Below are 25,274 nucleotides of genomic sequence, written 5' to 3'. Positions count from 1 at the left end.
CGTGCGGGCGAGGTTGCCCGGACGTAATCTGACAAGCCCAGTTACCAGATCGGAGCGCCCCCGGTGGCCCGTGCCTACGGCGGAATCTCACCCGAGCAGCGCAGGGCGGAACGCCGGGCGAAGCTGCTGCAGGCGGGCCTCCAGCTGTTCACGAGCGCCGGGTTCACCACCACCAAGATCTCCGAGCTGTGCACCGAGGCGGGCGTGTCCACGCGCAACTTCTACGAGGAGTTCGCCTCCAAGGAAGAGCTGCTGCGCGAGTTGCACGACCTGATCAACGCGACGGCGTTCACCGAGGTCCGCACGGCGATGGCCGAGCTGGCGGCCGCCGACGTCGGCACCCGGATCACGACGCTGCTGGAGGTCTTCGTCCGCAGCGTCACCGCCGACCCCCGCGCGCCCCGCCTCAACTACGTCGAGGCGGTGGGCGTGAACGCGGAGATCGAGCGGCAGCACGTGCGCTGGGTGAACACCTGGGCGGAGTTCATCGAGTCGGAGGCGCTGCGAGCGGCGTCCGCGGGTGTGGCTCCCCCGCGCTCGTACCGGCTGACGGCGATCGCACTCGTCGGCGCGATCACGGGCCTGCTGCGCGAGTGGCAGGCCCACGAACCGCCGCTGGCCATCGACGAGATCGCCGCCGAGATCCGCGAGCTCATGCTCGCGGCGATCACGCGGAGCTAGCGTCCGAGCGACGCCAGCAGCTCGCGCAGGATTCCCAGCTCGCCGGGCGTGAGGTCCGCACTGGTCCGCGCCAGCAGCACCAGCAGGTGGTTCGCCGCCTCCGCCAGTTCCGACGACGCCCCGGACGTCACCAGGATCGACGCCAGCACGGCCTCGCGGGTCCGCGCGGACAGCCCCTCCATGCCGGGCTCGGACGGGTTCGCGATCAGCAGGATCGTGGTGCCGACGGTGGCCGCGTGCACGGTCTGCACGGCGTCGTCGACCGGCATCCGCAGCAGCCCGGCCTCGCCGATGCGCGCCACGATCCGGCGCAGGATCTCCTGCCCGAGCGCCATGGACGGGTGCGGGTCGCGTCGGCCGCCGTACATCAGGCCGTAGATCGCGGGGTTGCGCGTGCCGAACTCGACGTGGCCGTCCCAGCCCCGGCGCAGGTCCTCGACGGGGTCGGCGGACGGCTCGCGGTCCTGCTTCTCGGCGAGGTAGCGGGCGAACCCGGCGGCGGCGACGGCGTCGAGCAGGCCGAACTTGTCGCCGAAGTAGTGGTAGACGGTCGGCGGCGTGACCCCGGCCGCCGCGCACACGTCACGGATCGATGCGTCCACACCCAGCTCGGTCGCCGCGGCGAGGATGCGGTCCCGGACCTGGGAGTGCTCGCTCATCAGGCCGAACTATCGCATTGTAACCCCGTTATACCGATGGTTGTCAGCGTTACAGAGCGCGTGTTAGCGTCGATTCGGACATCACGCTATCAACGATAACCACCGGGAGATAAGCCATGAGGCGCGTCCTCGCCGCCACGGTCGCCGCAGCGCTCGCGTTCCCCGCCGCCGCCCACGCCCACCCGGACCACCCCGTGGCCCCGCCCACGCCGGTCGTGAACCCCGTCTACGGCGCGGGCTGGCAGTTACGGGCCCCGATCGCCGGCGGCCCGCGCCAGGAGCACAGCGTCGCGGCGCTCGGCCGGCACGTGTACGTCATCGGCGGCATCCGCCCGGAGGGCGCCGGCGTCACCACGGTCGCGGACGTCGAGGTCTACGACACGCGCGCCGACAAGTGGCACAGGGCCGCCCCGCTGCCGGTGCCGATGAACCACCCCAACGCCGTCGCGGTCGGCGGCCGGATCTACGTCCTCGGTGGACTGTCCGGCGGCGCGTCCTGGCAGGCGCTGCCGGACAGCTTCGTCTACAACCCCGTCACGGACCGCTGGACGAAGCTCCCGGACATGCCGAAGGGCTTCGAACGGGGCAGCGCGGCGATGGGCGTCCTCGGCACGCGGGTCTACCTCGCGGGCGGCATGCGCACCCTCACGCCCGGCCCCGGCGGCCTCCAGGACACGGTCGCCGACGTGCACACCTACGACGTCGTGACGCGCCGCTGGGCCACCCTGCCGTCGCTGCCGGAGGCCAGGGACCACGTCGGCGGCGCGGTCGTCGGCGGCACCTTCTACGTCGTGGGCGGCCGCGACCGGGGCCAGGTCAACGTCCGCGACACCGTCTACGCGTTCAGCCGGGGCAGGTGGACCGAAAGGGCACCGATGCCGACCCCGAGGGGCGGGATCGCGTCCGCCGTCGTCGGCTCGAAGATCTACACCTTCGGCGGCGAGGGCAAGGTCGTCGACGGCGTGAACACGGTGTTCTCCGAGACCGAGGCCTACGACACCCGCGCGAACCGCTGGGAGGTGCTCGCGCCCATGCCGATCCCCCGCCACGGCACGGCGGCGATCGGCGTCGCGGACACGATCTACATCCCCGGCGGCGGCAACCGCGGTGGCGGCGCCCCCATGGACGTCAACGACGCCTACAAGCCGCGATGAACCACTGACGCACCGCTGTCCGTAATCCCCCGTGTGAGCCGTTTCGCCGTTCTCGTGCTGCTCGTGTGCCTGGGTGCCTGCTCCGCACCGCCGGAGGAGGAGACCGCCTCACCGGCCGAACTGGAGGCCGCTGCCGGTCCGGTCGTGGGGCCCACCCAGGTGTTGCCGGGAGACATCGCGAAACTGCAGGTCGAGGAGTCGCCCGCGGTCGGTGCCGTCGTCGCCGACCGCGAGCGCTACACGCTCTACTTCACCGTCCAGGACGGACCGTCCAAGCCGACCTGTCTCGAACCGGACTGCACCCTCGTGTGGCCGCCGTTGCTCGCGGCAGGCGGCAAGATCGAGGCGCCGGGACTCGACCAGGCGTTGCTCGGCACGACGAAGCGCCCGGACGGACTGGAGCAGGTGACCATCGCGGGCAAGCCGGTGTACCGCTACGTGGACGACGAGCAGGCGGGCGACACGACGGGCCACGGCGTGGACGAGAAGTGGTTCGCGATCTCACCGACTGGGACAAAAGCGACGAAGTAGCAGGCCGAATTTTCGGCGTCCCGCGCAACAGCGCGCAGTGACGCCGAGGCCACACACTGGAACCGGCAGCCCCGAAGGGTTGCCGGTTTGTCGCGTTCGGGTTACTCAACCGATTCGTTTGTACCGGAAATCCTGAAACCGGTTCCGCGCGGAACCGGTTTCAGGTATCTACTGTGAGAGCGCTCCCATAGACGCTGCCGCCGCACGAGCCCTCTCGGAGACCACATGGATCGCGACAAGGTGCCCTACCTCGACGCCACGCTGCCCACCGCAGAGCGGGTCGCCGACCTCCTCGGCCGCATGACGCTGGCCGAGAAGGTAGGCCAGATGATGCAGCTGGACTCGAGGGAGGACCTGGACGACCACGTGCTGCGCAAGCACGTCGGGTCGATCCTGCACACCTCGCCGGAACGAGTGCTGCGCGCGCAAGACCTCACCACGCAGACACGCCTGCGCGTGCCGTTGCTGATCGCCGAGGACTGCATCCACGGCCACTCGTTCTACGAGGGCTCGACGATCTTCCCGACCCAGCTCGGCATGGCCGCGTCCTGGGACCCGCGGCTGGTCGAGCAGGTCGCCCGCGTCACCGCCGTCGAGGCCGCCGCGACCGGCGTGCACTGGACGTTCTCGCCGGTCCTGTGCATCTCCCGGGACCTGCGCTGGGGTCGCGTGGACGAGACGTTCGGCGAGGACCCGGTGCTGATCGGGGAGCTCGCGGCCGCGATGGTGCGCGGCTACCAGGGCGACGGCCTGGCCGACGAGACGGCGATCCTCGCGACCGCGAAGCACTTCGCCGGGTACTCGGAGACCCAGGGCGGGCGGGACGCGAGCGAGGCGGACCTGTCGCGGCGCAAGCTGCGGTCGTGGTTCCTGCCGCCGTTCGAGAAGGTCGCCCGCGAGGGCTGCGCGACGTTCATGCTCGGCTACCAGACCACCGACGGCGTGCCGATCACGGTCAACTCGTGGCTGCTCGACGAGGTGCTGCGCGGTGAGTGGGGGTACAAGGGCACCCTGATCACCGACTGGGACAACGTCGGCCGCATGGTCTGGGAGCAGAAGCTGCAGCCCGACTACATGCACGCCGCCGCGGCCGCCGTGAAGGCCGGCAACGACATGATCATGACGACCCCGCAGTTCTTCGACGGCGCGTTGCAGGCCGTCGAGGAGGGGCTGCTCGCCGAGTCCGACCTGGACCGCGCGGTCACCCGCATCCTGACGCTCAAGTTCGACCTGGGGCTGTTCGAGAACCCGCGCAGGCCCGACGCCGAACGCCAGCGCGTCATGATCAACCACGACGACCACGTGGCGCTGAACCTGCAGGTCGCGCGCCGGTCGCTGGTGCTGCTGCGCAACGACGGCGTGCTGCCGTTCGCGCAGGCCAAGGGCAAGATCGCGGTCGTCGGCCCGCTCGCGGACGACGCGCAGACGCAGCTCGGCGACTGGGCCGGCTCGTCCGGTCAGGCCGACTGGCTGCCCAACGGCCACCCACGCGAGATGATCACGACCGTCCTCGACGGACTGCGCGAGCTCTCCTCGGGCGAGGTCACCTACGCCCGCGGCGCCGACATCCTGACGCTGGAGCCGGACCCCGAGGGCGACACGTTCCCCGACGGCCAGCCGCGCCCGAAGATCGTGCAGGCCTGCGCGCCGGACGCCCAGCTGATCGCCGAGGCGGTCGCGGCGGCCGACGACGCGGACTACGTGGTCGCGGTCGTCGGTGACCAGATCGAACTGGTCGGCGAGGGCCGGTCCACCGCCACGCTCGACCTGATCGGCGGCCAGATCGCGCTGCTCGACGCGCTGGCCGAGACCGGCAAGCCGCTGATCGTGGTGCTGCTCGCGTCGAAGCCGCTGGTGCTGCCGCCGTCCGCGCTGAACGCCGCCGCGCTGCTGTGGGTGGCGAACCCCGGCATGCAGGGCGGCCGGGCGATCGCGGAGGTGCTGCACGGGCTGGTCGAGCCGAGCGGCCGCCTGCCGATCTCGTTCGCGGCGCACGCCGGCCAGCAGCCGACGTACTACAACCAGATCCGCGGCCAGCACGGCACGCGGTACGCCGACCTGACGCAGGAGCCGGCGTTCGCGTTCGGCCAGGGCCTGTCGTACACCACGGTCGAGTACGGCGACCTGCACGTGGAGACGGCAGTGCTGCGGCCGGACGAGACGGTCAAGGCGTCGATCGCGCTCACCAACACCGGGTCGCGGCCCTCCCGCGAGACCGTGCAGGTCTACGTGAGCGACGCCGTCACGTCGGTGAGCTGGGCGGACAAGGAGCTCAAGACGTTCACGCAGGTCGACGTGGCGCCGGGCGAGACCGTGAAGGTCGACCTCGAACTGCCGGTGTCGGACTGCACGATCGTCGACGCCGCCGGGGTGCGGGTGGTCGAGCCCGGCGAGTTCGTCCTGCTCGTGGGACCGAGCTCGAAGGACCTGCGCCGGGCCGAGTTCACCGTAAAGCCGCTGCCTTGAAGGGGCCGGGCGTGATCGTGAGGTAGCGGGGAGGGATCTCCACCGCCTTCGTGATCGCCTTCCGGACCGCCGGGACGAGGTCCGCGTCGACCAGTGCGACAGCGGGCCTGCCCGGTGGGTCGATCAGCATGCTCGCGCCGCGTGCGCCTGCCTGCAGCGCGGCCTCGACCACCGCGTCCTGCTCCGGATCGGGGCGTTGGGCGCGGTGGTAGGCCGTGAGCTCCGCCCCGAGGTCCTGCGACCCCGGGGTGTGCGGCTGTTCGGTCTGCGGTGCGTCACGGCGGATGCGGGTGTCGATGACCAGCAGCCGTTGACCGGGCAGGTCGAGCGGTTCCGGGGCAGGCTGGTCGATCTCGTCGAGCGCGAGTTCGATCGCCGCGTTGAGCGCCTCGCTCGCGGACAGCCCGCTCCCCTGCGGCAGGTCCACGCTGCACATCAACGTGGCACCGCCCCTCGCTCGCACACCCCGCGCCCAGGCCGGCACGTCGTCGGACGGCAGCACGGCGCGTTCGGCGGGCCGGTTCACCGACACCAGTTCGAGGACGCCGTCGTCCCGTCGTTCGCCCGAGACGATCGCGCCCCACCTGGCGTGCACCCTCACCGCGCCGCCCAGCAGGTTCAGCACTCCTGGCGCGTACCAGACGCCCTGGGCGGGCCTGCCGAACGTGCGCCGGAACGCGTGCGGGACGAGCCTCAGCTCCGGCGCGATCTCCGGCCGGTCCGCGATGTCCGTCATGACTTCTGGGCCAGCAGCCGGTAGGCGTTGCCGTTGCCGGTGCGGGCGGCCACGAACCGGTTCACGGTCTGGTCCAGCGCCAGCGCGACGAAGAACGCCGGGATGCCGAACGTCCACACCAGGAAGCTGCGGGTCCGGCGCAGCCGCACCTTCTCCGGTCGCCACGGCGCGGGCGTGCGCGGCGCCTTGTCGCCGAGCCACAGCAGCAACGCGAGCGTGAAGTCGTTGCAGAGGTGGGCTTCCTTGCGTTCGGTGGCCACGGTGGTGAGGCCGCGGTCGGCGAGCGCGTGCTGCAGGTTGCCGATCGGCATCATGTGCTGGTGCTGCGGCTGGAACCACGGCATCCAGTACTGGCCGAACAACCGGCCGAGCCGCCACTCCGGGTCGGGCAGCTCGATCAGCAGGTACCCGCCCTGCGGCAGCACGTCCGCCGCGATGTCGAGCTCCTCCCACGGATCGCGCACGTGCTCCAGGTAGTGGTGCATGCTGATCACGTCGTAGCGGCCCTTGAGCTCGGCCGCGAACTCCTGGAAGCTGCCCCGGTAGGACTGCTCGATCCGCCCGAGCCGCGCCGCCTCGTCGATCGCCGCGCCCTGGTCGAGGCCGTCGAACTTGGTGTGCGGCAGGACTTCCTTGGCGCCCAGGCAGAAGTGCGCGTGCCCGGAGCCGACGTCCAGCCACCGTTCGGGCTTGGTGAACGGCTCGACCATGCGCGCCCGGCCGTAGTACGGGTCGGTCTTGCCGGAGAACACCGCCTCCGCCGACGTCTCGCCGAGGCCGTCGTAGAAGTCGCGGTAGTAGAAGCCGAGGCCTTCGCCGGTGAGGCGCGGGTTCTGCCAGACGTGTCCACATCGGACACAGCGGTCCATCGTGAACTTCCCGGGTTTGCGCTGCACCAGGTCGCTCGCGGTGACCCAGCGGCGCAGGTCCGTGCTGCCGCAGGACGGGCAGTTGTCGCGCGGCGCCTCGTGGAAGTTCTTGTCGCGGTTCTCCTCGTACCAGGGCGCGGCGGCCTTGAGGTGCTCGGCCTGGCGCTTCTCGGCGGTGGACTTCTTGCCGCCGGACGTCTTGAACCACAGGTACGGCGTGCGCAGGACGCGCGGCACCCAGAGATCACGCGGCTGGAGCGGCGTGCCGGCGAACACCAGGATCGGGTGCGCCCAGTACGCGGCGAGCGCGACGAGTCCCCACTGCCAGTTCGTGATCAGCGCGCCGACGACGGTCGCGTACCCGATGACCGAGCCCGCGATCCACAGCGACGGCCGCTTCCCGAGCCGCCGCAGCATCGCCGCGCGGTACCCGAGGTCGTACGGCCCGGCCTTCAGCCCCGGCGCGACGGCGATGTCGACCTTCGCGTGCACGTGGTCCTTGACCCGCCGCACGAACGCCACGAACTCCGTGGGGTCGTCGGCGTTGATCTCCTCCACGTACTTGTCCCGCACCAGCACGGCCTGCGCCGCGCTGATCCCGCGCGCCCACTGGTCGTCGCGGTACTTGCCGGAGTCGACCGCGCCGAGCAGGTCGAGCGCCGCCACCGTCGGCAGATCACGCGGCACGAGGTCCACGAGGTCGTCGTCGGTCTCCCAGGACCCCTCGGGATGGACCCCGGTGGCGGTGAGAAGCGCGTGCTCACCCGCGCCCTGGGTGAGCACGCGCAGCTTGGACGCGCGGGACCGCAGGCGCAGGACGTCCAGCAGGACGACCAGCACGACAACCACGCTGAGGATCACCCGGCCACCACCTTTTCGAGTCGGTCAGCTGCGGCTGCCGCGCCGCCCGCCGCCAGGAACGAGTCGCGCACTGCTCCGGCGGCGGCCGCGTACTCCGGCTCGTCCAGCACGGATTCCAGCGCGCTGCGGATGTCTGCTGCTCTCGCCCGCGAGTACGTGAGCCGGACGCCCGCGCCGGCCTCGACGACCTGCGCGGCGACCGTGGGCTGGTCGTCCCGGATGGGGGCCACGACCAGCGGGAGTCCGTGGGCCAGCGCCTCGCACACCGTGTTGTGGCCGCCGTGCGTGACGACGGCGTCGAGGTGCGGCATGAGCGCGAGCTGCGGGACGGACGGGAGGATCAGGACGTTGGCCGGTGCGGGCCGCGGCTCGGCGACCATGACCGCCCGCACGGGCAGACTGTCCAAGGCTTCGAGGGTCTGGCCGAGGAATCGTTCACCGGCGGGGCCGTTGAGGGTGCCGAGGGAGACGAGAACACATCGCTGCCCCGCAGCACCCAGCCGCTCCGCCTCGCTGCCGGATGTCCCCACCCCAGCCGGTGCGCCGACCAGCCAGTCCCACTGGAAACCCACCCGCTCCACCCGGTGCGCGAGCGCCGGTCCGACGAAGGCCACCTCGTCCCCGAACTCCCCCGCCACCAACGCCTTCGAGCTGTACACCAGCACCAGCCGGTCGGAGAACCGGACGTCCCCACCCGCGAAGTCGTGCAGCAGGTCCCGCACCCAGGCGTCGACCTTCGGCATCGTCCGAAGTGGATTCACCAGCTCCGCCGACGTGCTCGCCGACGTCACCCACGGAATCCCGGCCTCGCCCGCCACCACCGGTCCGGCCAGTGCCTGCTGGTCCGCGACGAGCACGTCCGGTGCGAACGCCCGCACCGCCGCCTCGACGCCGGGGACCATCGAGTGCCCGAGCGGGATCAGGAACTCCTCCCAGAAGAACTTGAGCACCGCCATCCCGCGCAACGCGAGCCACCGCTCCCGCTTCGCGCGGATGTCGGCCTCCAGTGCGTCGTCGATCGCCGGGAAGATCCTCGCGTTGTCCGGTAAGAGCTTCTTCAACGTGCCGGGGTGCCCGACCCACGCGACCTCGTGCCCGCGCGCGAGCAGTTCGCCGCCCACGGAGGCGGTCGGGTTGACGTGGCCGGTCAGCGGCGGCACCACGAACAGGAACCGGCTCATGACGGCAGCCAGTCGAAGAGCACGTCGAGCAGTTCGGGGGTGGCCTCGCGGAGCACCGTGTGGCCCAGCCCGGACACGATGTGCAGGCGGCACGACGGGATGCGTTCGCGGAGTTCGGCGGCGGCCCCGATCAGCTCGGACTCCGCGCCGTAGACCCCGAGCACCGGGCAGCGCACCTCGGTCAGGTCGAGCTTGGCGCCGGACCCGAGGTCGTCGATCAGTGTGGTGCCGTTGAGCAACGCGTTGGCGTTCACCGCGAGCTTCGCGATCTTGCGCTGACCGAGGGCCATCAACTGGTCCTGCGTGCGGTCGAACTCCAGCCCGAGCGCGGCGACCGTCAACGTGTTGGTGATGTCCTCGAACCAGGCATCGCCGACCACTCCCCCGACCGCCGACTCGACCAGCACGACGCCGCCGACCCGGTCGGGCGCCTGGACGGCCGCGTGCATCGCGACGACCCCGCCGTAGCTGTTGCCCAGCAGGTAGACGGGCTCGGTCACGCCGATCTCGTCCAGCACGGCGACCAGGTCCAGGGCGCTTTCCTCTGGTGTGTAACCGGAAGGCGGGCGTTCGGACAGGCCGTGGCCGCGCAGGTCGAACAGCACCGTGCCGAACCCGGCCTGGGCCAGCGGCGCGGCGAGCGTGTAGTAGAAGCTCGACAGGTTGTCCATCACCAGGCCGTGGACGAACACGACCGTGGGGCCTTCGGAAGGCCCGAGCCGCTGCACGTGGAACCGCAGCCCTCGGGCGTGGACGTCAGACACGGGCCGTGATGTGGTCGACGAGCCGGCCGACGGACATCGCCATGATCTCGTCGATGTCCATGTCCGCCAGGAAGGCCACGAGATCGACGCCGTAGTGGGCGTTGAGCTTGTCCGCCAGCGCGACGAACTCGATCGACTCCAGGCCCAGGTCGTCGCTGAACGTGGTGTCGCGGGTGATCTCCACGCCCAGCAGGAAGTCGGGGCCGACCACCTCGGTGATCAGCTTCGCGACCTGCTGCAGCACCTCGTCCATCAGATCTCCGTTCGCACGCGGGCCGCGGCGTGCCCTCGTTCACTGGTGACTTCGACGCGCGGGACGGCGAAGGCCCCGCGCACCCGTTCGTCGGCGGTCACGGTCAGTTCCGCCGGGTGGACCGGGCCCGCGCCCCGGCCCCACAGCCAGGTGCGCACCGCGTCCTTCACCGCGATCGCGCGCAGCAGCCAGTCGCGTTGGGCGGGCACGTCCAGGTCCCCGTAGTGCGCCCGCTCCGCCGAGTTCAGGTAGCGGCGCATGATCAGGTCGCGGGTGGCGCTGTCGGACCAGTTCTCGGTCACCCGCAGCCACTCACCGTCCTGAACGGACAGCATTTCGGTGCCTGGCTTGAGCTTGACCTGCCAGATCCGGTCGTCCGTGGTGAACCGGCGGGTGGTCCAGCCGGTGATCCGGCACCACAGCACGCCGTTCACGGTCAGTTCGAGGTCGCCGACCATGGTCTGGTCGGTCAGCTCGCGGATCCACGCGGTGCAGTGCACGTCGCCGGTCGGGGCGGGGCCGTGGAAGGTGACCCGCTCGATCCCGGTCGGCAGCACCGTCTGGTCGACCGTGTGGCAGACCTGCATCCAGTGGCCGATCAGCTGCCCGGCGCTGTCCAGCAACGCTCCGGGCGCGGGCAGCGGGGTCAGCACACCCGCGATCCCGTTGTCCGCCAGGCAGTCGATCTTCGTGACGCCCGCGAACGCCGGTCCGTGGAACATCCAGTTGTCCCGGTACAGCTCACCGGCCGACACCGGTGCCTCGCGGACGCCTTCGAGCTGCCTGCCGACGCGTTCGGGAGTCTGCGGGGACATCAGCACGACGCCCTCGGCGTAGTCGCCGACCTTCACGAAGACCCGGTCCTGGCCTTCCGCGCGCGCCGAGATCTTCACCGTCGTCGCGGGCAGCGCGGTGAGCCAGCGCTTGGCCCTGACCTGTGCGAACCCGTGCACCGTGCCACCGGTCAGCCGGCGTGCGGCGTCCGCGAACACCTCCAGCAGGCCGGTCGCGGGCACGATCGGGAACCCGTCGGCGAGGTCCGGCCAGCCGGGCGCCTGCGGGAACACCGAGTGGTCGACGAGCTCCGGCATGGTCCGCAGCGAGAACTCGCGGGTGAACCCTGCCTCGCTCGGCCGGAGGGCGCCCGCGACCTCGCGTGCCACGGCGTTGGTGTGTGCGAGGAGCTTGTTGACCGCCGCGGACATCGGGCTGTCGTCGGCGACCGGCACGGGTTCGGGTCGGGTGAGCAGCGGGTCGACCTTGATCTTCTGCGTGCCGAGCCGGAGCTTGACCTTGTGCGCCGTGCCGCGCTTGAGCCCGAACGCCCACAACGCCTCCGGTGCGATGTCGGCGTTCACGGCGATGTGCGGCTTGTCGTTCAGGGTGTCGCCGATGAAGCCCGGCAGGCTGCCCTGTCCGATCTGGACGAACGCGCGGAAGCCGTTGCCGTGCAGCCGTTCCAGCAGCGGCCGGAACCGGACGGGCTCGACCAGGTGCCGCAGCACGAGTTCGCGGACGTCCTCGGCGGCCATCGGTTCCAGCGAGTTGGCCGACCACACCGGGATGTCCGACGTGCGCACCGGCAGCGCGTCGAGCATCTCCTTGGCCCGTCCCAGGTAGGGCGCGAGCGCCGGGGTGTGGAAGCCGGTGCGGAACGGCATCAGCTGTGCCATCACGCCGTTGGCCTTCAGCGTGACCAGCACTTCTTCGAGCCGGTCGATGGGCCCGCAGATCACGGACTGGTGCGGGCAGTTGTCGTGGCTGATCGTGACGCCGTCGACGAGGTGCTGCTCGGCGGTGTCGGCCGAGCACCCCAGTGCGGCGTAGGCGATGTCGACCACGGCGACCGCGCCGGGTCCGAGCGCGGCGACGAAGCGGTCGATGGTCGGGTAGATGCCGCCGACGACCATCGCGGTCCACTCGCCCATGCTGTGCCCGGCGAGCGCTCCCGGCGTGATGCCGAGCGCCATGAGTTCGCGGGCCTGGGCGCGGCCGTCCTGCAACAGCCCGACCGCGTGGTCCACGACCTCGCCGGTGAACTCGCGCTCGAAGCCGGGGAACACGAACGCGACCTGGTCGGTGCCGGTCAGCAACGGCTGCGGGCTGAACCAGATGTCGTGCCGGCCGGGCCAGGCCTTGCCCTGCTGGAGGACGCGTTCGGCGAGCTTGAGCTTGCGGTCGTCCGGGTTGCCGATGGCGAGCCGGAACGCCCGGTCGGCGTTGGAGGTCCGGCGCTCTGCCAGTGCTTTGGCCAGTTCGTCGGCGGTGTCGGCGGCGAACGTCAGGACGGGCTTGCGCGGCTTGGCGATGGTGTGACCGTCGAGGACCGCGTGGGCGTTGATCCCGCCGAACCCGAACGCGTTGACGACCGCGCGATGCCGTCCGGTCCACTCGCGAGCACTCGTCACGGGCGTGAACCTGGTGCCGGTCAAGCTGCCGTGCGGGTTCTCGACGTGCAGGGTCGGCGGGAGCGTGTTGTGGTGCAGGGCGAGCGCGGCCTTGATCAGCCCGGCCATCCCGGCGGCGGGCATGGCGTGGCCGATCATCGACTTGACCGTGCCGATGCCGATCTCGTCGCCCTGCTCGCCGAACGCGGCGATCATCGTCCGGAGCTCGGCGGCGTCACCGGCGGGCGTGGCGGTGCCGTGCGCCTCGATCAACCCCGGTGGCTTCTCGCGGGGGTCGAGCCCGGCGCTGGCCCAGGCCCGTTGCACGGCGAGGAGTTGGCCTTCGGGGTTCGGCGTCATCATGCTGGTCGCACGGCCGTCGCTCGCGGACCCGATGCCGCGGATGACCGCGTAGACCCGTTCGTCGCCGACGTCCTCCAGCCGCTTCAGCACGACCATGCCGACGCCCTCGGACAGCAGCGTGCCGTCGGCGTCCGCGTCGAACGGCCGGATGCGCTCGGTCGGGCTCAACGCCCTGAGCTGGGTGAACACGCTCCACAACGTCGGGTGGTGGCAGACGTGGACGGCGCCCGCGAGCATGGCGTCCGCGCGGCCCTCCTGGAGCTCGCGGACCGCGTGCTCGACGGCGACCAGCCCGGACGCGCAGGCCGCGTCGACGGTGTAGGCGGTGCCCTTGAGGTCGAACCGGTTGGCGATGCGCGACGCGGCGAGGTTCGGCACGAGCCCGATCGACGCCTCGGGCTGCTCCGGCCCGAGGCGCTCGCGCATGGCCTGCCGGACCGAGTCGAGCTCGCTGCCGGAGAGGTTCGGGAACAGGTCCCGCACCACGGAGATCACTTCGTCGGCGAGCCGGACCCGCTGGTCGAGCCGCGCGCACCCCGGCGTGAGGTAGCCGCCGCGCCCGACGACCACGCCGACCCGGTCCCTCGACGGCAGGATCGCCTCCCCGCCCGCGTCCGCGATGGCCTCGGCGGCCGTGGCGAGGGCGAGCAGCTGGTCGGGCTCCGCGCCGTCCACTGTGGACGGCATGATGCCGAACCGCGTCGGGTCGAACTCGGCGAGGTCGTCGACGAACCCGCCGCGCTGACAGTAGAACCGGTCGCCGGAGCGGCTGTCCTGGTCGTAATAGGTGGCCGGGTCCCAGCGGCCGGCCGGGATCTGCCCGATCGCGTCGACGCCGCCGGCGATGTTGCGCCAGAAGGTAGTCGCGTCCGGGGCACCGGGGAAGACGGCGCCGATCCCGACGATCGCTATGCCTCCCATCGGTAGACCACCTGCACGTCCTGGCCGTTCGCGATCTCGTTCAGCAGCGCGTCGACGCCCTGCGCCGGTTCGATGAGCGGGATGCCCCGGCGTGCGTACTCGTCGGCGAGCCCGACGGCCATGCCCGCGCCGGCCCAGGGACCCCAGTCGACGGCGACGACGCGCCGTTGGGTGCCCCAGAAGCGGGCCATCCGGTCGAGCGCGTCGTTGGCGGCCGAGTAGTCGGCCTGGCCGCGGTTGCCGAACACCCCGCTGACGCTGCCGAACAGCACCAGGAAGCCGTCGCCGAAAGCCTTGGCGCCGTTGACCTTCGTCGCCCAGACGCGGTCGAACGACTCCTGCGTCTTGGCCTCGATCAGCTTGTCGTCCAGCACGCCCGCGCCATGGACGACGCCGTCGAGCCGTCCGAACCTCGCCGTGATGTCGTCGACGACCCGGCGGACGGCGTCGGCGTCGGTGACGTCGCACTCGTGGTAACGGACGCTGGACGCCTTGGCGCGCAACCGTTCCATGGTCTGACGGACCTCGCGTTCGGCGAGGACCTTGCGCGCCTTGGCCGGAACGTCGGCCTTCTCCCCCAGCTCGAACAACGCCTTCACCAGCTCGGGCTCGGTGGTGGCATGGCTCAGCCGGTGGTCCTCGGCGGCGATCGGCGTGCGACCGATCAGCTCGACGTGGCACCCGGTCCGTTCGGCGAGCGCGGTGGCGGCCAGCGCCGTGATGCCCCGCGCGCCACCGGTCAGCAGCACGACGCTGTCGGCGTCGAGGGCGAGAGTTCCCCGTGGCAGTGCGGTCTCGATCGCGTCGATGACCTGGCGGCGACCCGCCTGGTACCCGACGACGGCCGGGCCGGGCCCGATCTCGGCGAGCAGCGCGGTGGCGATGTCGCGGTGGCTCTCCTTGGGGTTGACGTCGACCGAGCGCACGACGAGGTCCGGGTACTCCAGCGCGGCCGTGCGGATCAGGCCGTGCAGGCCGATGTCCGCGGGCAGCTCGTCGGGCTGGTGGTCGAAGCCGAACGTGCCGCCGCCGGTGGTCACCACGACGAGCGCGACGCCGTTCGTCACGCACGCCTTGACCTCGCTGAACGCCTCCGGCAGCTGAGCGCGCAGCCGGACGACGACGTCGACGCCGGTCAGGTCGGCCGGGAACGCGGGTTCGATGCGCGGGACGGCCTCGTGGCGTTCGAGGAGGTCCGCGAGCTCGAGGCCGATGCCGTTGTCGTCGATGATCAGCACGGACTTGCCGGTGAGGTCGGCGGGGTGTGCGGGTTCGGCGGCCACGACCTGGGGAACCAGCCGCACCAACCGACCGGCGGAAGCCGGCACGACGACCGGGGCCGCCTTGATCGCGACGGGCGAGGCAGCGGCCGGGAGCGCGGGCGTCTCCCCGAACCAGGCGACGATGCCGTCGATCGTCTTCAGCTGCGCCAGCTCGTCGACATCGCCCGGCGCCCCCAGTTCCTGGGCCAGCTCGCCCACGATCTCGGCGCGCTTGATGGAGTCGATCGACAGGTCGGCTTCCAGGTCCAGGCCCGGCTGCAACATCTCGACCGGGTAGCCCGTCCGCGTGCTGATCGTCCGCAGCACCACGGCCCGCACGTCCTTGCCCGGTGCGGCGATCGGGGCAGCTGCTCCGAACCAGCCGACGATCCCCTCGATGGTCTTGAGCTGTGCCAGTTCGTCGACCTCGCCTGCCGCACCCAGCTCGGCCACCAGCTCGCCGACGATCTCGGTCCGCTTGATCGAGTCGATCGACAGGTCCGCTTCCAGGTCCAGGCCCGGCTGCAGCATCTCGACCGGGTAGCCGGTGCGCGCGCTGATCGTCCGCAGCACGACCGCGCCGACGTCCTCTGCCGGCTTGGCCACGGGTTCCGCGACCACCACGGGCTGCTGGTCGATCACCTGCCTCGGCGCGGGAACCGCCGCGGGTTCGGTGCCGAGGTAGCTCAGCAGGACGTCGCGCTGGGCGCTGACCGCGTCCCGCATGCCGTCCAGGAACTTCTCGATGATCTCGTCGCGTCCCAGCCCGGACCCCACCTTCAGGGTCGGGAACTCGGTCGCGGGCCGCAGCCCGCCGGGCAGTGCGTTGCCGTTCGCGTCCCGCACGAGACCTCCATCGACGTACCAGCCCGGCCGTGGCGGCACGACCGTGGCGGGTTCGGCCCTGTCCTCGAACAGCGGCGCGGTGTCCACCTCGACACCGGCGACCGCGAGTGCGGCGAGCGTGCGCAGGAACGTCACGTGGTCGTCGCAGCGCAACGCCTGGTGCGGCCGGTCGCCGAGGGTCCTGCCGACCAGCGACGTGAGCACGCCACCGGGTCCGGCCTCGACGAAGATCCGCGCGCCCGCCTCGTACATCGACTCGATCTGGTCCACGAACCGGACGCGGCCCGCGAGCTGCGCGGACAGTCCTTCGCGGACGTTCCCGTGCGGCTCGGCGGACACGTTCGACCACACGGGGAACTGCGGCTCGCCGGTCTCGACTTCGGCGAGGCGGGTGGCGAACCGGTCACGTGCGCCGGCCATCAGCGGGCTGTGGAACGCGGCGGCGACCGGGATGTTCTTGACGGTCAGCCCGGCCTCGCGGAGCGCCTCGACCGCGCGGTGCACGGCCTTGGTCGGGCCGGAGATCACGACCTGGTCGGGCGAGTTGTGGTTGGCGACCACGACGTCGCCGGGCAGCAACGCTTCCACGGTGTCGACGGTGGCCGTGACGGCCGCCATCGTGCCGGGGTCGTCTCCAACGGCCTCCAGCATCGCCTCGGCGCGTGCGGTGCTGAGCGCCAGCAGTTCGTCGGGCTGGAACACACCGGCTGCCGACAACGCCACCAGCTCGCCGTAGCTGTGTCCGCCGGCCAGGTCCGGTCGCACGCCGGCGGAGTCGAGCAGCGAGGTGACCATGAGCCCGGCGATGCCGAGCGTCGGCTGGGCGTTGCGGGTGTCGGTGATCTCGGCGCGTTGCCGGGCCACGTCCTCGGCGGTCAGCGCGGCCGGCGGGTACATCACCCGCTCGTACCGGGCGTCGAGGAAGTCCTGCAGGCGCGGGAAAGCCGTCACGAGGTCGAGCAGCATGCCCGGCCGTTGGCTGCCCTGACCGGGGTACAGGAACGCGACCTGCGGCCGTTCGCCGGTCCTGAGCGACACGACGTCCGACTCACGCCAGGCCTCGACGTCATCGAGCGCCCTGAGCAGGGTGGCGTGATCGCTGACCACGAACGCCGCCTGGACGGTTCCGGCGCCGCACGCCGCCGCCAGCGACCGCAACGGCGTACGCTCGTCGGCCAGAGCCCTGAGGCGCGCCGCTTCCCGTTGTGCGGCAGCCTGATCGTCGCCACGGATGAGGAACAGCTCGGCGGGCCACGCGGTCAGGCCGTGCCGGGGTTCGTCGGCACCGGTGTAGCCCGCGATGACGGTGTGGAAGTTCGTGCCGCCGAACCCGAACGCGCTGACACCCGCGATCCGCTTGGCGCTCGCCCAGGTTCGGTGGCCGAACGTGAACGGGCTGGTGGCCGCGTCCCAGAAGGCGTTGGGCTGCTTCACGTGCAGCGTGCCGGGCCGGATGCCGGTGTGCACGGCCAGCGCCGCCTTGATCACGCCCGCGAGTCCCGCCGCGCACTTCGTGTGCCCGATCTGCGACTTGACCGAGCCGATCGTGCAGGTGCCGGGTTCGACGTCGCCGAACATCTCGGTCAGCGCGGCGAGTTCCGTCCTGTCGCCGACGACGGTGCCGGTGCCGTGCGCCTCGACCAGGCCGACGTCGGTGACCGGCAGCCCGGCCGACGCGTAGGCCCTGGTCAGCGCGCGCTGCTGGCCTTCAGGACGAGGCGCGGTGAGGCCTCGCGAGCGGCCGTCGCTCGACGCGCCGATGCCCTTGATGACCGCGTACACCCGGTCGCCGTCGCGTTCGGCGTCGGCGAGGCGCTTCAGCACGACCGCCGCGACGCCCTCACCGAGTGCGATGCCGTCCGCCGCGGAGTCGAACGTGGCGCAACGCCCCTTGGCGGACAGGGCCTTGACCGACGCGAACATCTCGTAGTCGTGCGCGCTGTTGTGCAGGTCGACCGCGCCGCACACGACCATGTCGCTGGTGCCGCCGACGAGTTCCTTGCAGGCCACGTCGAGCGCGGCGAGGCTGGACGCGCAGGCTGCGTCGACGGTGTAGTTCGCGCCGCCGAGGTCGAGCCGGTTCGCGACGCGGCCCGCGATGACGTTGCCGAGCACGCCGGGGAACGAGTCCTCGGTCAGCGCCGGCAGGTGGTCGTCCAGGCCCCGGATTCCCAGTGCGGGCAAGGCGGTGCGGACCGTGTAGGCGTTGGCGAGGTCGGCACCCGCTTCCGCGCCGAAGATCACCGACGTGCGTTCGCGGTCGAACACGCGCGTGGCGTACCCGGCGTCGTCGAGCGCCCTGGCGGAGACTTCGAGCGCGAGCAGCTGGGCCGGTTCGATCGAGGTCAGCGAGGCGGGCGGAATCCCGTACGCCAGCGGGTCGAACGCCGTGCGCGGAATGAACCCGCCCCAGCGGAACGGGCTGCCGTAGCGTTCGGGTGACCAGCGGTCCGGCGGGATCTCGGTGATGGAGTCGGTGCCCGCCAGCACGTTCGCCCAGAACTCGGCGACGTCGCGCGCGCCCGGCATGATCGCGGCCATGCCGACGATGGCGACGTCGAGCGGCTGGGTCTCTTCGACTTCTCGTTCGGTCACGGGGAGCACGCCGGACGTGATGTCCTCGTGCAGCCGGGCGATCGTGGTGCGTTCGTGGCGCAGGGTGGCGACCTGGCCGATCATGAACATGCCCTCGCGGCGCTGCTCGTCCTCGCCGACCTCCTTGAGCACGCCGTTCTCGCGCACGAGGCCGCGGCTCGCGAGCCGGAGCCTGCCGAGGTTGAGCTGCTCGAGCTGTTCCCAGCTCTCCTGCTTGGAGAGGCCCTTGAGCTCTTGGCGTGCCTGCTCGAACGTGTCAACGTAGGACGTCTGGGCGCAGCGGACGGCGTGGCCGGGCGAGGTCTCCAGCAGTGCGGTGTCCTCGCATTCGAGGGCGACCTGCTGGAAGACCGGCTGGATCGCGCCGTGCGTGACGGCTTCCTCGGTGAACAGGTACGCGGTGCCGACGAGCACGCCGACCGCAACGCCGTTCGCCGCGATCGGCGCGGTCATGGCGTCGATCATCGCGGCCGAGCGGGCGTCGTGGATGCCGCCCGCGAAGAGCGCTGTCACGCCCTTCTCGCGGCCTTTCAGCACGTCGATCTGCTGCTGCCACAACGTGAAGCTGGTGCGCGGACCGGTGTGCCCGCCGCACTCCGAGCCCTCGAAGACGAACTTGCGCGCGCCCTCGTCGAGGAACCGGCGCAGCAGCGCGGGCGACGGCACGTGCAGGAACGCCTCGATGCCGGCGTCCTCCAGCTCGCGTGCCTGCGCGGGGGTTCCGCCGGCGACGATCGCGTACCGGGGCTTGACCGCCAGCACAGCGGCCATCTGCCGCGCCCTGAGTTCGGCCGGCGCGAAGCCGAGCAACCCGACGCCCCACGGCCGTTCGCCGAGGCGGGCCGCGGTCTGGTCGAGTAGTGCGCGGACCGCGTCGCCCTCCATCAACGCGAGCGCGAGGAACGGCAGCGCGCCGCCCTCCGCGACCGCCGCGGCGAACGCGGGCTGGTCGCTGACGCGCGTCATCGGGCCCTGCGCGATGGGGTAACGCAGACCCGGCACCCGGTCGCAGAACGGTCCGGCCGGCCGGATGGACCGCCGCTCACCCGCGAGGGTGAGATTCTCGGTCACACCTCGCTGAATGGCCCCTACCACGCCTCCGACGGTCCCAAACGAGGTACGGTAAGAATCAGCAAAGGAACCTTCTTGACCAATTTCGAGCGTGTTTTGACGAACATGCACGCGTAACCCGTCGTTCACGACGGTGTCGGCGCCGTCCATCATCCGGACCGCGTTGACAATTTCGCCGGAAATATGTTTTCGGGCCTCCGCCACGAGCGCGAGCTGCCCTTCCAGCACCACCCCGCTGGCACCGCCGGCGAGGGCCGCCGCGGCGGTGTCAGGCCCGATCGACCCGGCCACCCAGACCGGCAGATCGGTCAGCGCGAGCACCTGCTGGAGCAACACGAACGCGGGCGAACCACCCACTCGGCCGCCCGACTCGGCACCCTTCGCGATCAACCCGTGCGCACCGGACTCGATCGCCGCAACGGCCTCCGCCACCGAGGTGACCACCGCCAGAACGCGGCGTTCACCCAGTTCAGCGAGGTTCGCCGGGTAGCGCGCGAGATCGACCACGACGGTGTCGACGGCGTCCGGCAGAGGCACCTTCACCGGCCCGTGCAGCCGCACCCCGAACTTCCGCGAGTGGCGTGCGGTGACGCGCGCAAGATCGGCGGCGGCGCCGGGCCCGAGGTCGAGCACACCGAGTGCGCCCGCCCGTTCGGCGGCGACCACGAGGGCCGGGTTGGGGGTGCTGAAAGGGCTCAGGCACAGCACCCGATCTCGATCCGACAGCATGTTCACTGCGCTCACTTCCTCACCCTGCAGGGGTGGGGAGAAAGGAATTCAGCTAGGCTTCCTACTGACCGGTACGGTTACAGCGCGCTCACCGTACGCACAAACCGGAGGCGGCGTCGAGGGGGGTAGTGAAACTTTCTCACATACGTAACCTGACGAATGGAACCAGATGGCGGGGCGCCTTACTCCGGTTCGCGGATAGCGCGATGTGCTATGGCCCGGACAGCGATTCCACGGCGTCCAGACGGGCAGACACGGCCCGTTCACATGATCGATTTCCGTGAAGTCGTTCAGCCGCAGCGTTCCCCGACGAGCAGCCCGAGCGCGTGCCGGGTGGTGCCGGCGACGAACGGATTGCTGTCCGCCCGGCGCGCCGACGCGAGCACGGACAGCTCCATCGCCCAGCCCGCCGCGCACACCTGGGTGGCGGGGGTCGGTACAACGGACGGGCACCTCACGGTCGTGCGGATGTACAGGCCGGCCTGTCGAGGCAGAGCGGCCTCACCGGCGGCCCGAAGCTTGCAACAGCGCGCCCAGCCCCGTGGTTCCGGCAGGTGCGACGCGTACCTGTCCACACCTCGGAGCCCGTTCAGCCAGGATCGATCCGCGTCAGCCGTCCCAGCCGGGGCAGAGCTGGTCGAGCGTGCGGGTGGCGATGTCCGCGAGGAACTTGTTGGTGTCGCGGTAGTACGGCAGCGCGAGCACGGCGAGGTGCAGCGCCCAGCCGGCAGACCGCGCCCAGGTGGCGTCGTCGAACTCGGTGAGCTCGCGCCGGAACCGGGCACGACCGCGTTCGTCCAGGTAGAGCCAGGCGGTCATGAGGTTGGCCGCCGGGTCGCCGATGCCCGCGCTGCCCCAGTCGATCACGCCGGTCAGCTCGCCCTCGCGGAACAGCAGGTTGCCGACGTGCAGGTCGGCGTGCAGCCAGCGGCCGGGCCCGTCCCAGCGCGGGGCCCGCAAGGCCTCTTCCCAGACGGCGGTGAGCCGAGGACTTCCGCCGAGCGCGGCGATGTTGACGCGGACCAGTTCGTCGTCGCCGGCCTCGACGGGACGGCCCCGGTTCGGGGTCCACTCCAGGCCGGTGGCGTCCATCCCGTGCAGCGACCGGACCACCTCGGCGAGTGCGAGCGGTGTGCCGTCGCTGACGTCCTCGATCGGCGCGAGCTCGCCTTCGATCCAGCGCACCACCGACCACTGGTACGGGTAGCGGTCGTCCGCCAGGCCGAGTGCGACGGGTTCCGGTACCGCGACCGGCACGTGCGGTGCCACCAGCGGGACGATCGCCGCTTCCTTGGCCGCCTCGTTCCAGGCCCACTCACGGCGGGGCAGGCGCACCGTCAGCTCGTCGCCCAGCCGGAACAGCGAGTGGCTCGTGCCGCCGTGCTTCACCTCGCGCAACGGCAGACCGTGCCAGTGCGGGAACTGCATGCGGAGCAATGAGTCCACAAGGGACACGTCGATGGCGATCTCGCCGTCCTGCATCGATCAGCTCCCCCAGAGGCTCGGTGCCCCTGGCATGCAACACGGGTTGCGCCGGTCGGCGCAACCCGTTTACGCATGCGGTCAGGAGGCCAGCGACTCCACGTGCGCCACGACGGACTCGACCGGCGGCAGGGCGAGCATCTCCTGACGAGCGCGCCGCACCTCCTGCCTGATCGCCGCGGACGAGAGCACGGCCTGGCAGGTGTCGTGCACGGCGGCGGCACTCGTGGCCGGGACCGTCTTGCCCAGGCTCAGCTTCTCCAGCTGGTCGGCGTTGAAGGGCTGGTCGCCGAACTGGGGCAGCACCGCCATCGGCGTGCCGGCGATCATCGCCTCGCGGATGCTGTTGTACCCGCCGTGCGTGATGAACAGGTCGGCGCACTGCAGCAGCAGCGGCTGCGCCATCTGGTCCACCACGTGCACGTTGGGCCCGAACTCGACGCCGTCCGTGGGCAGGCCGCCGGTGGCCAGCACGGCGTAGCAGTCCAGTTCGGACAGTCCGGTCGCGAGTGACTGCAGCAGGACCTTGAACGGGTCGACGTCCGAAGGCGGCCCGTACTGGGCGAACTCCCACAGCGCCTTCAGCACGGTTCCCATGGCAGCGACCACGAGCGGCTTGTCGGTCGGCAGATCGGCGATCTCCCGGGACAGGACCTCGTCCCGGGCGACGATGGCCGGCTGCCGGTACCGGATCGCGGGCGGCAGGTCGAAAGCCGAGAACGCGTACCGCTCGGGCACCGAGTCGAACCGCCCGTACCGGTACAGCGCGCCGGGATCGAACTTGGGCGTGAGCCCCAGCTCCTCCCTGCGCTCGTTCAAAGGTTCGACGAGGCGCTCGATGTCGATCAGCGGCGTGGTGCCGGACGGCCCCGAGATGTGCGGCAGCCCGAGCTCCTCCGCGACCAGGGTGATGGCGACCTCCGCCGAGTCCCTGACAACGATGTCCGGTGAGAACTCCTTGGCCAGAGCCAGGAGCAGCCGATAGGTCGGGGTGATGTGCGGCCCGCCGGCCATCACCAGCATCTCGTCGAACACCGTCATCGCGGGCGGCGGGCGCTCGGGCAACCCGGACTCCGCGGCCTCGCGGGCGCGCTTCTCCGCTCCGGCCGCGATCACGGACATGATCGACTCGGACATCTCGGGCAGCACCGCTTCGACGCGCACCGCCTCGGTGGCGTAGACCGGCGCCAACGACGGCGGCAGCACGACCAGCACCTCGTGGCCTGCCTCGGCGATGGCACGAACCAGCGGGAGCATGTCCCGCGCGTGGCCCTGCGATCCGGTGATGCTGGTGAGGACTCGCATCGCGAACCCAGCCTCTCTGGAGATCGGAACGGGAACCGTTCACTTCATCGGGAACTTGACCTGCCCGGACACGATCGGGTTCACGTAGTTGGTGCTGCTGATCTGCATCTTGCGCATGGCGAGCCCGGTGATGACCTCGAACACCGCCCGCCGCGCGTTCAACGCGGTGGAGTAGCCCGGGTCGATGTTGGGCGCCACCTCGACGACGTCCATGCCGATCACGTTGGTCTCGTGCGCCAGCCTGCGCAGCGCGGGGAAGAGCTCACGCGTGGTCAGCCCGGCGGGCTCCGGGGTGCCGGTGCCCGGCGCGTGGCTGGGGTCGAGGACGTCGATGTCGAGCGACAGGTACACGTTGGGCACGTGCGCCACGTCGGCGATGAGCTTGTCGACCACCGCGTTCATGCCGATCCGTTCGATCTCGGCCATGAAGTGGGACTTCATGCCCTGCCGCCGCATCCAGTTGAACTGCTTGTCGTCGGGCGCGGAGTGGGCGCGCAGACCGCACTGGATGATGTTCGTGCCGGGGATCTGCTCGTCCGCGATCAGCCGGTAGATCGGCGTCGTGTGGCTGACCGTGTTGCCGTAGACCTCGGCGTGGCAGTCGGGATGCGCGTCGAAGTGCACGACCGCGACCGAACCGGGTCCGTGGACCTCGTTGAGCGCCGCGACGCTCGGCCACAGCAGCGTGTGGTCGCCGCCGAGCAGGATCGGCGTCGCGCCCACCGAGGCGATCTCCGTGACCATCTCCTTGATGGGCGCCATGGAGTTGGGGTGACTGAAGGGGTCCACGGCGGCGTCGCCGTAGTCGACGACCCGCAGCTGCTGGAACGGGTGCACCCTGGTGGAGGCGTGCACGAGGTCCTCGTAGTTGTTGAACAGGTACCGCTCCTCGGAGCGGATGGCGCGCGGGCCGAAGGCGGCGCCGCGGTGACCGACGGACTGGTCGAGCGGAACACCCATGATCGCGACGTCGACCTCACCGGCCCGCAGGTCCTCCTGCGTCAGGCAGACCGGCACACCCATGAAGGTCGCTATGCCCGAGTACGCGGGCTGGGCGAAGTTCCGGCGAAGGTCGATCGGTCCTGGTGTCCGTTGCGGGTTGATGGACGGGTGGATCCGGTGCGGCCAGCTCTCGTCGATCACGGTAGTGCCTCAGCTCTTTTTCGCGGGTTTCAGTGCTGTCTTCGGTGTCACAGCGGTCACTCCGAAGTTCTTGGTGGTGCAGTGGAGTCGGTGGAAGAGGTTGTCGGCCCCGGTGAACCAGAGCTCGGACACGCCTTCCCGTTGCAGCGCCGACACGACGTCCGGCCAGTTGATCGGCTGGTCGAACGTGTCGAGCAGCATCGTGCGCATGTCGTCGGCGGAGGTGACCAGGGCGCCGTCCTGGTCGGCGATCACGGGGATCCGCGGCGCCGCGACCTCGTAGCGGGAGAACACCTCGTCCTCCGCCTTGCGCCGCAGGTCGCCGAACGCCCTGGCGTGCACCGGCGGCCGCATCGAGTACATGGAGTACCCGCCGGCGGCCCGGATGCGCGACTTGAAGTCGTCCAAAAAGGACTCACGAACGGACACGAAGTAGAAGTCCGAGTCGAGGAAACCGGAGATCTCGTGCCACTCCCCGCGTGCCTCCATCTCCGCGAGGATCTCCATCGTCCGTTCCTTCGGGGCGCGGACGAAGGACTGGGTGACGACGTCGGAGTACTGGGTGGAGAAGAACTCCTCCTCGCACCGGGCCAGTTCCGCGGTCAGCCGCACGACGTCGGCGAACGGCAGCGACCCGACGAACGCGGTGGCCGCCTTCTGGCCGAAGCTCGGGCCGACGCACAGGTCCGGTGACAGACCGAGCACGTCGACGGCCCGGTCCGCCAGGGCCACCGAGTTGATCAGGAACGCGATCTGGGTCGCCTCCGAGTACTCGTCGTCGGCGCCGCGAAAGCGTTCCAGCACCGAGTACCCCAACGCCTCGTCGGCGGCGGCCAGCCGCCGACGGGCGTAGCGGTCGAGCACCATGTACCTGCCGACGTCGGCGAAGCTGGACGGCCCCATGCCAGGAAACACGATGGCGGTACGACCCCGTTCGGTCTCGGTCGCGGTGCTCTGCTCGTCCTCCACGGTGTTCCCCTACCTCCCCTGGCTGCCCAGTGGTTCTCGCGAGTCG

17 protein-coding genes are annotated in these 25,274 nt (G+C 70.8%); 4 read left to right on the top strand and 13 right to left on the bottom strand.

Going from position 1 to position 25,274, the window contains the following annotated elements:
* Positions 1-63: 63 nt before the first annotated feature.
* Positions 64-681: a TetR/AcrR family transcriptional regulator gene (locus ACFWNN_RS28895; RefSeq protein WP_382443078.1), complete on the top strand. Its 618-nt coding sequence runs from the start codon at positions 64-66 to the stop codon at positions 679-681.
* Here ACFWNN_RS28895 and ACFWNN_RS28890 read toward each other — a convergent pair.
* A complete protein-coding gene (locus tag ACFWNN_RS28890; protein WP_382443077.1) occupies positions 678-1,340 on the bottom strand; it encodes a TetR/AcrR family transcriptional regulator in 663 nt (220 codons plus the stop codon). The genes ACFWNN_RS28895 and ACFWNN_RS28890 overlap by 4 nt on opposite strands.
* A 116-nt stretch (positions 1,341-1,456) precedes the next feature.
* Between ACFWNN_RS28890 and ACFWNN_RS28885 the strand changes: the two genes are divergently transcribed.
* From ACFWNN_RS28885 to ACFWNN_RS28875, 3 genes are all read left to right on the top strand, one after another.
* Positions 1,457-2,494, top strand: coding sequence for a Kelch repeat-containing protein (locus ACFWNN_RS28885; protein WP_382443076.1), 1,038 nt, complete (start codon positions 1,457-1,459; stop codon positions 2,492-2,494).
* 33 nt (positions 2,495-2,527) lie between these two features.
* Entirely contained in the window at positions 2,528-3,025 is a 498-nt protein-coding gene (locus ACFWNN_RS28880; RefSeq protein ID WP_382443075.1) for a hypothetical protein, read from the top strand.
* Positions 3,026-3,250: 225 nt separating this feature from the next.
* Positions 3,251-5,491 (top strand): glycoside hydrolase family 3 N-terminal domain-containing protein, encoded by a 2,241-nt coding sequence (locus ACFWNN_RS28875; RefSeq protein ID WP_382443074.1) that lies wholly within the window; start codon positions 3,251-3,253, stop codon positions 5,489-5,491.
* On the opposite strand, the gene ACFWNN_RS28870 is transcribed toward ACFWNN_RS28875, so the two are convergent.
* The 12 genes from ACFWNN_RS28870 to ACFWNN_RS28815 form a co-directional block, all read right to left on the bottom strand.
* Entirely contained in the window at positions 5,469-6,227 is a 759-nt protein-coding gene (locus ACFWNN_RS28870) for a hypothetical protein (protein ID WP_382443073.1), read from the bottom strand. The two genes, ACFWNN_RS28875 and ACFWNN_RS28870, sit on opposite strands and share 23 nt — an antisense overlap.
* Entirely contained in the window at positions 6,224-7,957 is a 1,734-nt protein-coding gene (locus ACFWNN_RS28865; RefSeq protein WP_382443072.1) for a class I SAM-dependent methyltransferase, read from the bottom strand. Before ACFWNN_RS28865 ends, ACFWNN_RS28870 begins: the two co-directional genes overlap by 4 nt.
* On the bottom strand, positions 7,954-9,138 hold the full coding sequence (locus ACFWNN_RS28860) for a glycosyltransferase (RefSeq protein WP_382443071.1): 1,185 nt from the start codon (positions 9,136-9,138) through the stop codon (positions 7,954-7,956). The genes ACFWNN_RS28865 and ACFWNN_RS28860 overlap by 4 nt, the downstream gene beginning before the upstream one ends.
* Positions 9,135-9,902: an alpha/beta fold hydrolase gene (locus ACFWNN_RS28855; protein WP_382443070.1), complete on the bottom strand. Its 768-nt coding sequence runs from the start codon at positions 9,900-9,902 to the stop codon at positions 9,135-9,137. Before ACFWNN_RS28855 ends, ACFWNN_RS28860 begins: the two co-directional genes overlap by 4 nt.
* Positions 9,895-10,155, bottom strand: coding sequence for an acyl carrier protein (locus ACFWNN_RS28850; protein ID WP_036014077.1), 261 nt, complete (start codon positions 10,153-10,155; stop codon positions 9,895-9,897). Before ACFWNN_RS28850 ends, ACFWNN_RS28855 begins: the two co-directional genes overlap by 8 nt.
* On the bottom strand, positions 10,155-13,826 hold the full coding sequence (locus ACFWNN_RS28845) for a beta-ketoacyl synthase N-terminal-like domain-containing protein (RefSeq protein ID WP_382443069.1): 3,672 nt from the start codon (positions 13,824-13,826) through the stop codon (positions 10,155-10,157). Before ACFWNN_RS28845 ends, ACFWNN_RS28850 begins: the two co-directional genes overlap by 1 nt.
* Positions 13,814-20,344 carry an SDR family NAD(P)-dependent oxidoreductase gene (locus ACFWNN_RS28840; RefSeq protein WP_382443068.1) on the bottom strand — a complete coding sequence of 2,177 codons (6,531 nt, stop codon included), beginning with the start codon at positions 20,342-20,344 and terminating at the stop codon, positions 13,814-13,816. The genes ACFWNN_RS28845 and ACFWNN_RS28840 overlap by 13 nt, the downstream gene beginning before the upstream one ends.
* Before the next feature lie 275 nt (positions 20,345-20,619).
* Entirely contained in the window at positions 20,620-20,904 is a 285-nt protein-coding gene (locus ACFWNN_RS28835) for a hypothetical protein (protein WP_382443067.1), read from the bottom strand.
* A 34-nt stretch (positions 20,905-20,938) separates the two neighbouring features.
* Positions 20,939-21,811 (bottom strand): aminoglycoside phosphotransferase family protein, encoded by an 873-nt coding sequence (locus tag ACFWNN_RS28830; RefSeq protein WP_382443066.1) that lies wholly within the window; start codon positions 21,809-21,811, stop codon positions 20,939-20,941.
* A gap of 81 nt (positions 21,812-21,892) precedes the next feature.
* Complete coding sequence (locus tag ACFWNN_RS28825) at positions 21,893-23,116, bottom strand: glycosyltransferase (RefSeq protein WP_382443065.1); 1,224 nt, start codon at positions 23,114-23,116, stop codon at positions 21,893-21,895.
* A gap of 39 nt (positions 23,117-23,155) precedes the next feature.
* The gene (locus ACFWNN_RS28820; protein ID WP_382443064.1) at positions 23,156-24,259 is read right to left on the bottom strand and encodes an agmatinase family protein; all 1,104 of its coding nucleotides are present in this window, start codon (positions 24,257-24,259) and stop codon (positions 23,156-23,158) included.
* A gap of 9 nt (positions 24,260-24,268) precedes the next feature.
* On the bottom strand, positions 24,269-25,228 hold the full coding sequence (locus ACFWNN_RS28815) for an ACP S-malonyltransferase (protein ID WP_382443063.1): 960 nt from the start codon (positions 25,226-25,228) through the stop codon (positions 24,269-24,271).
* Positions 25,229-25,274 lie beyond the last annotated feature (46 nt).

The organism is Lentzea sp. NPDC058450 (assembly GCF_042721395.1).
In the GTDB taxonomy this organism is placed as follows: domain Bacteria; phylum Actinomycetota; class Actinomycetes; order Mycobacteriales; family Pseudonocardiaceae; genus Lentzea.
This window is presented reverse-complemented; position numbering and strand designations above follow the sequence as displayed.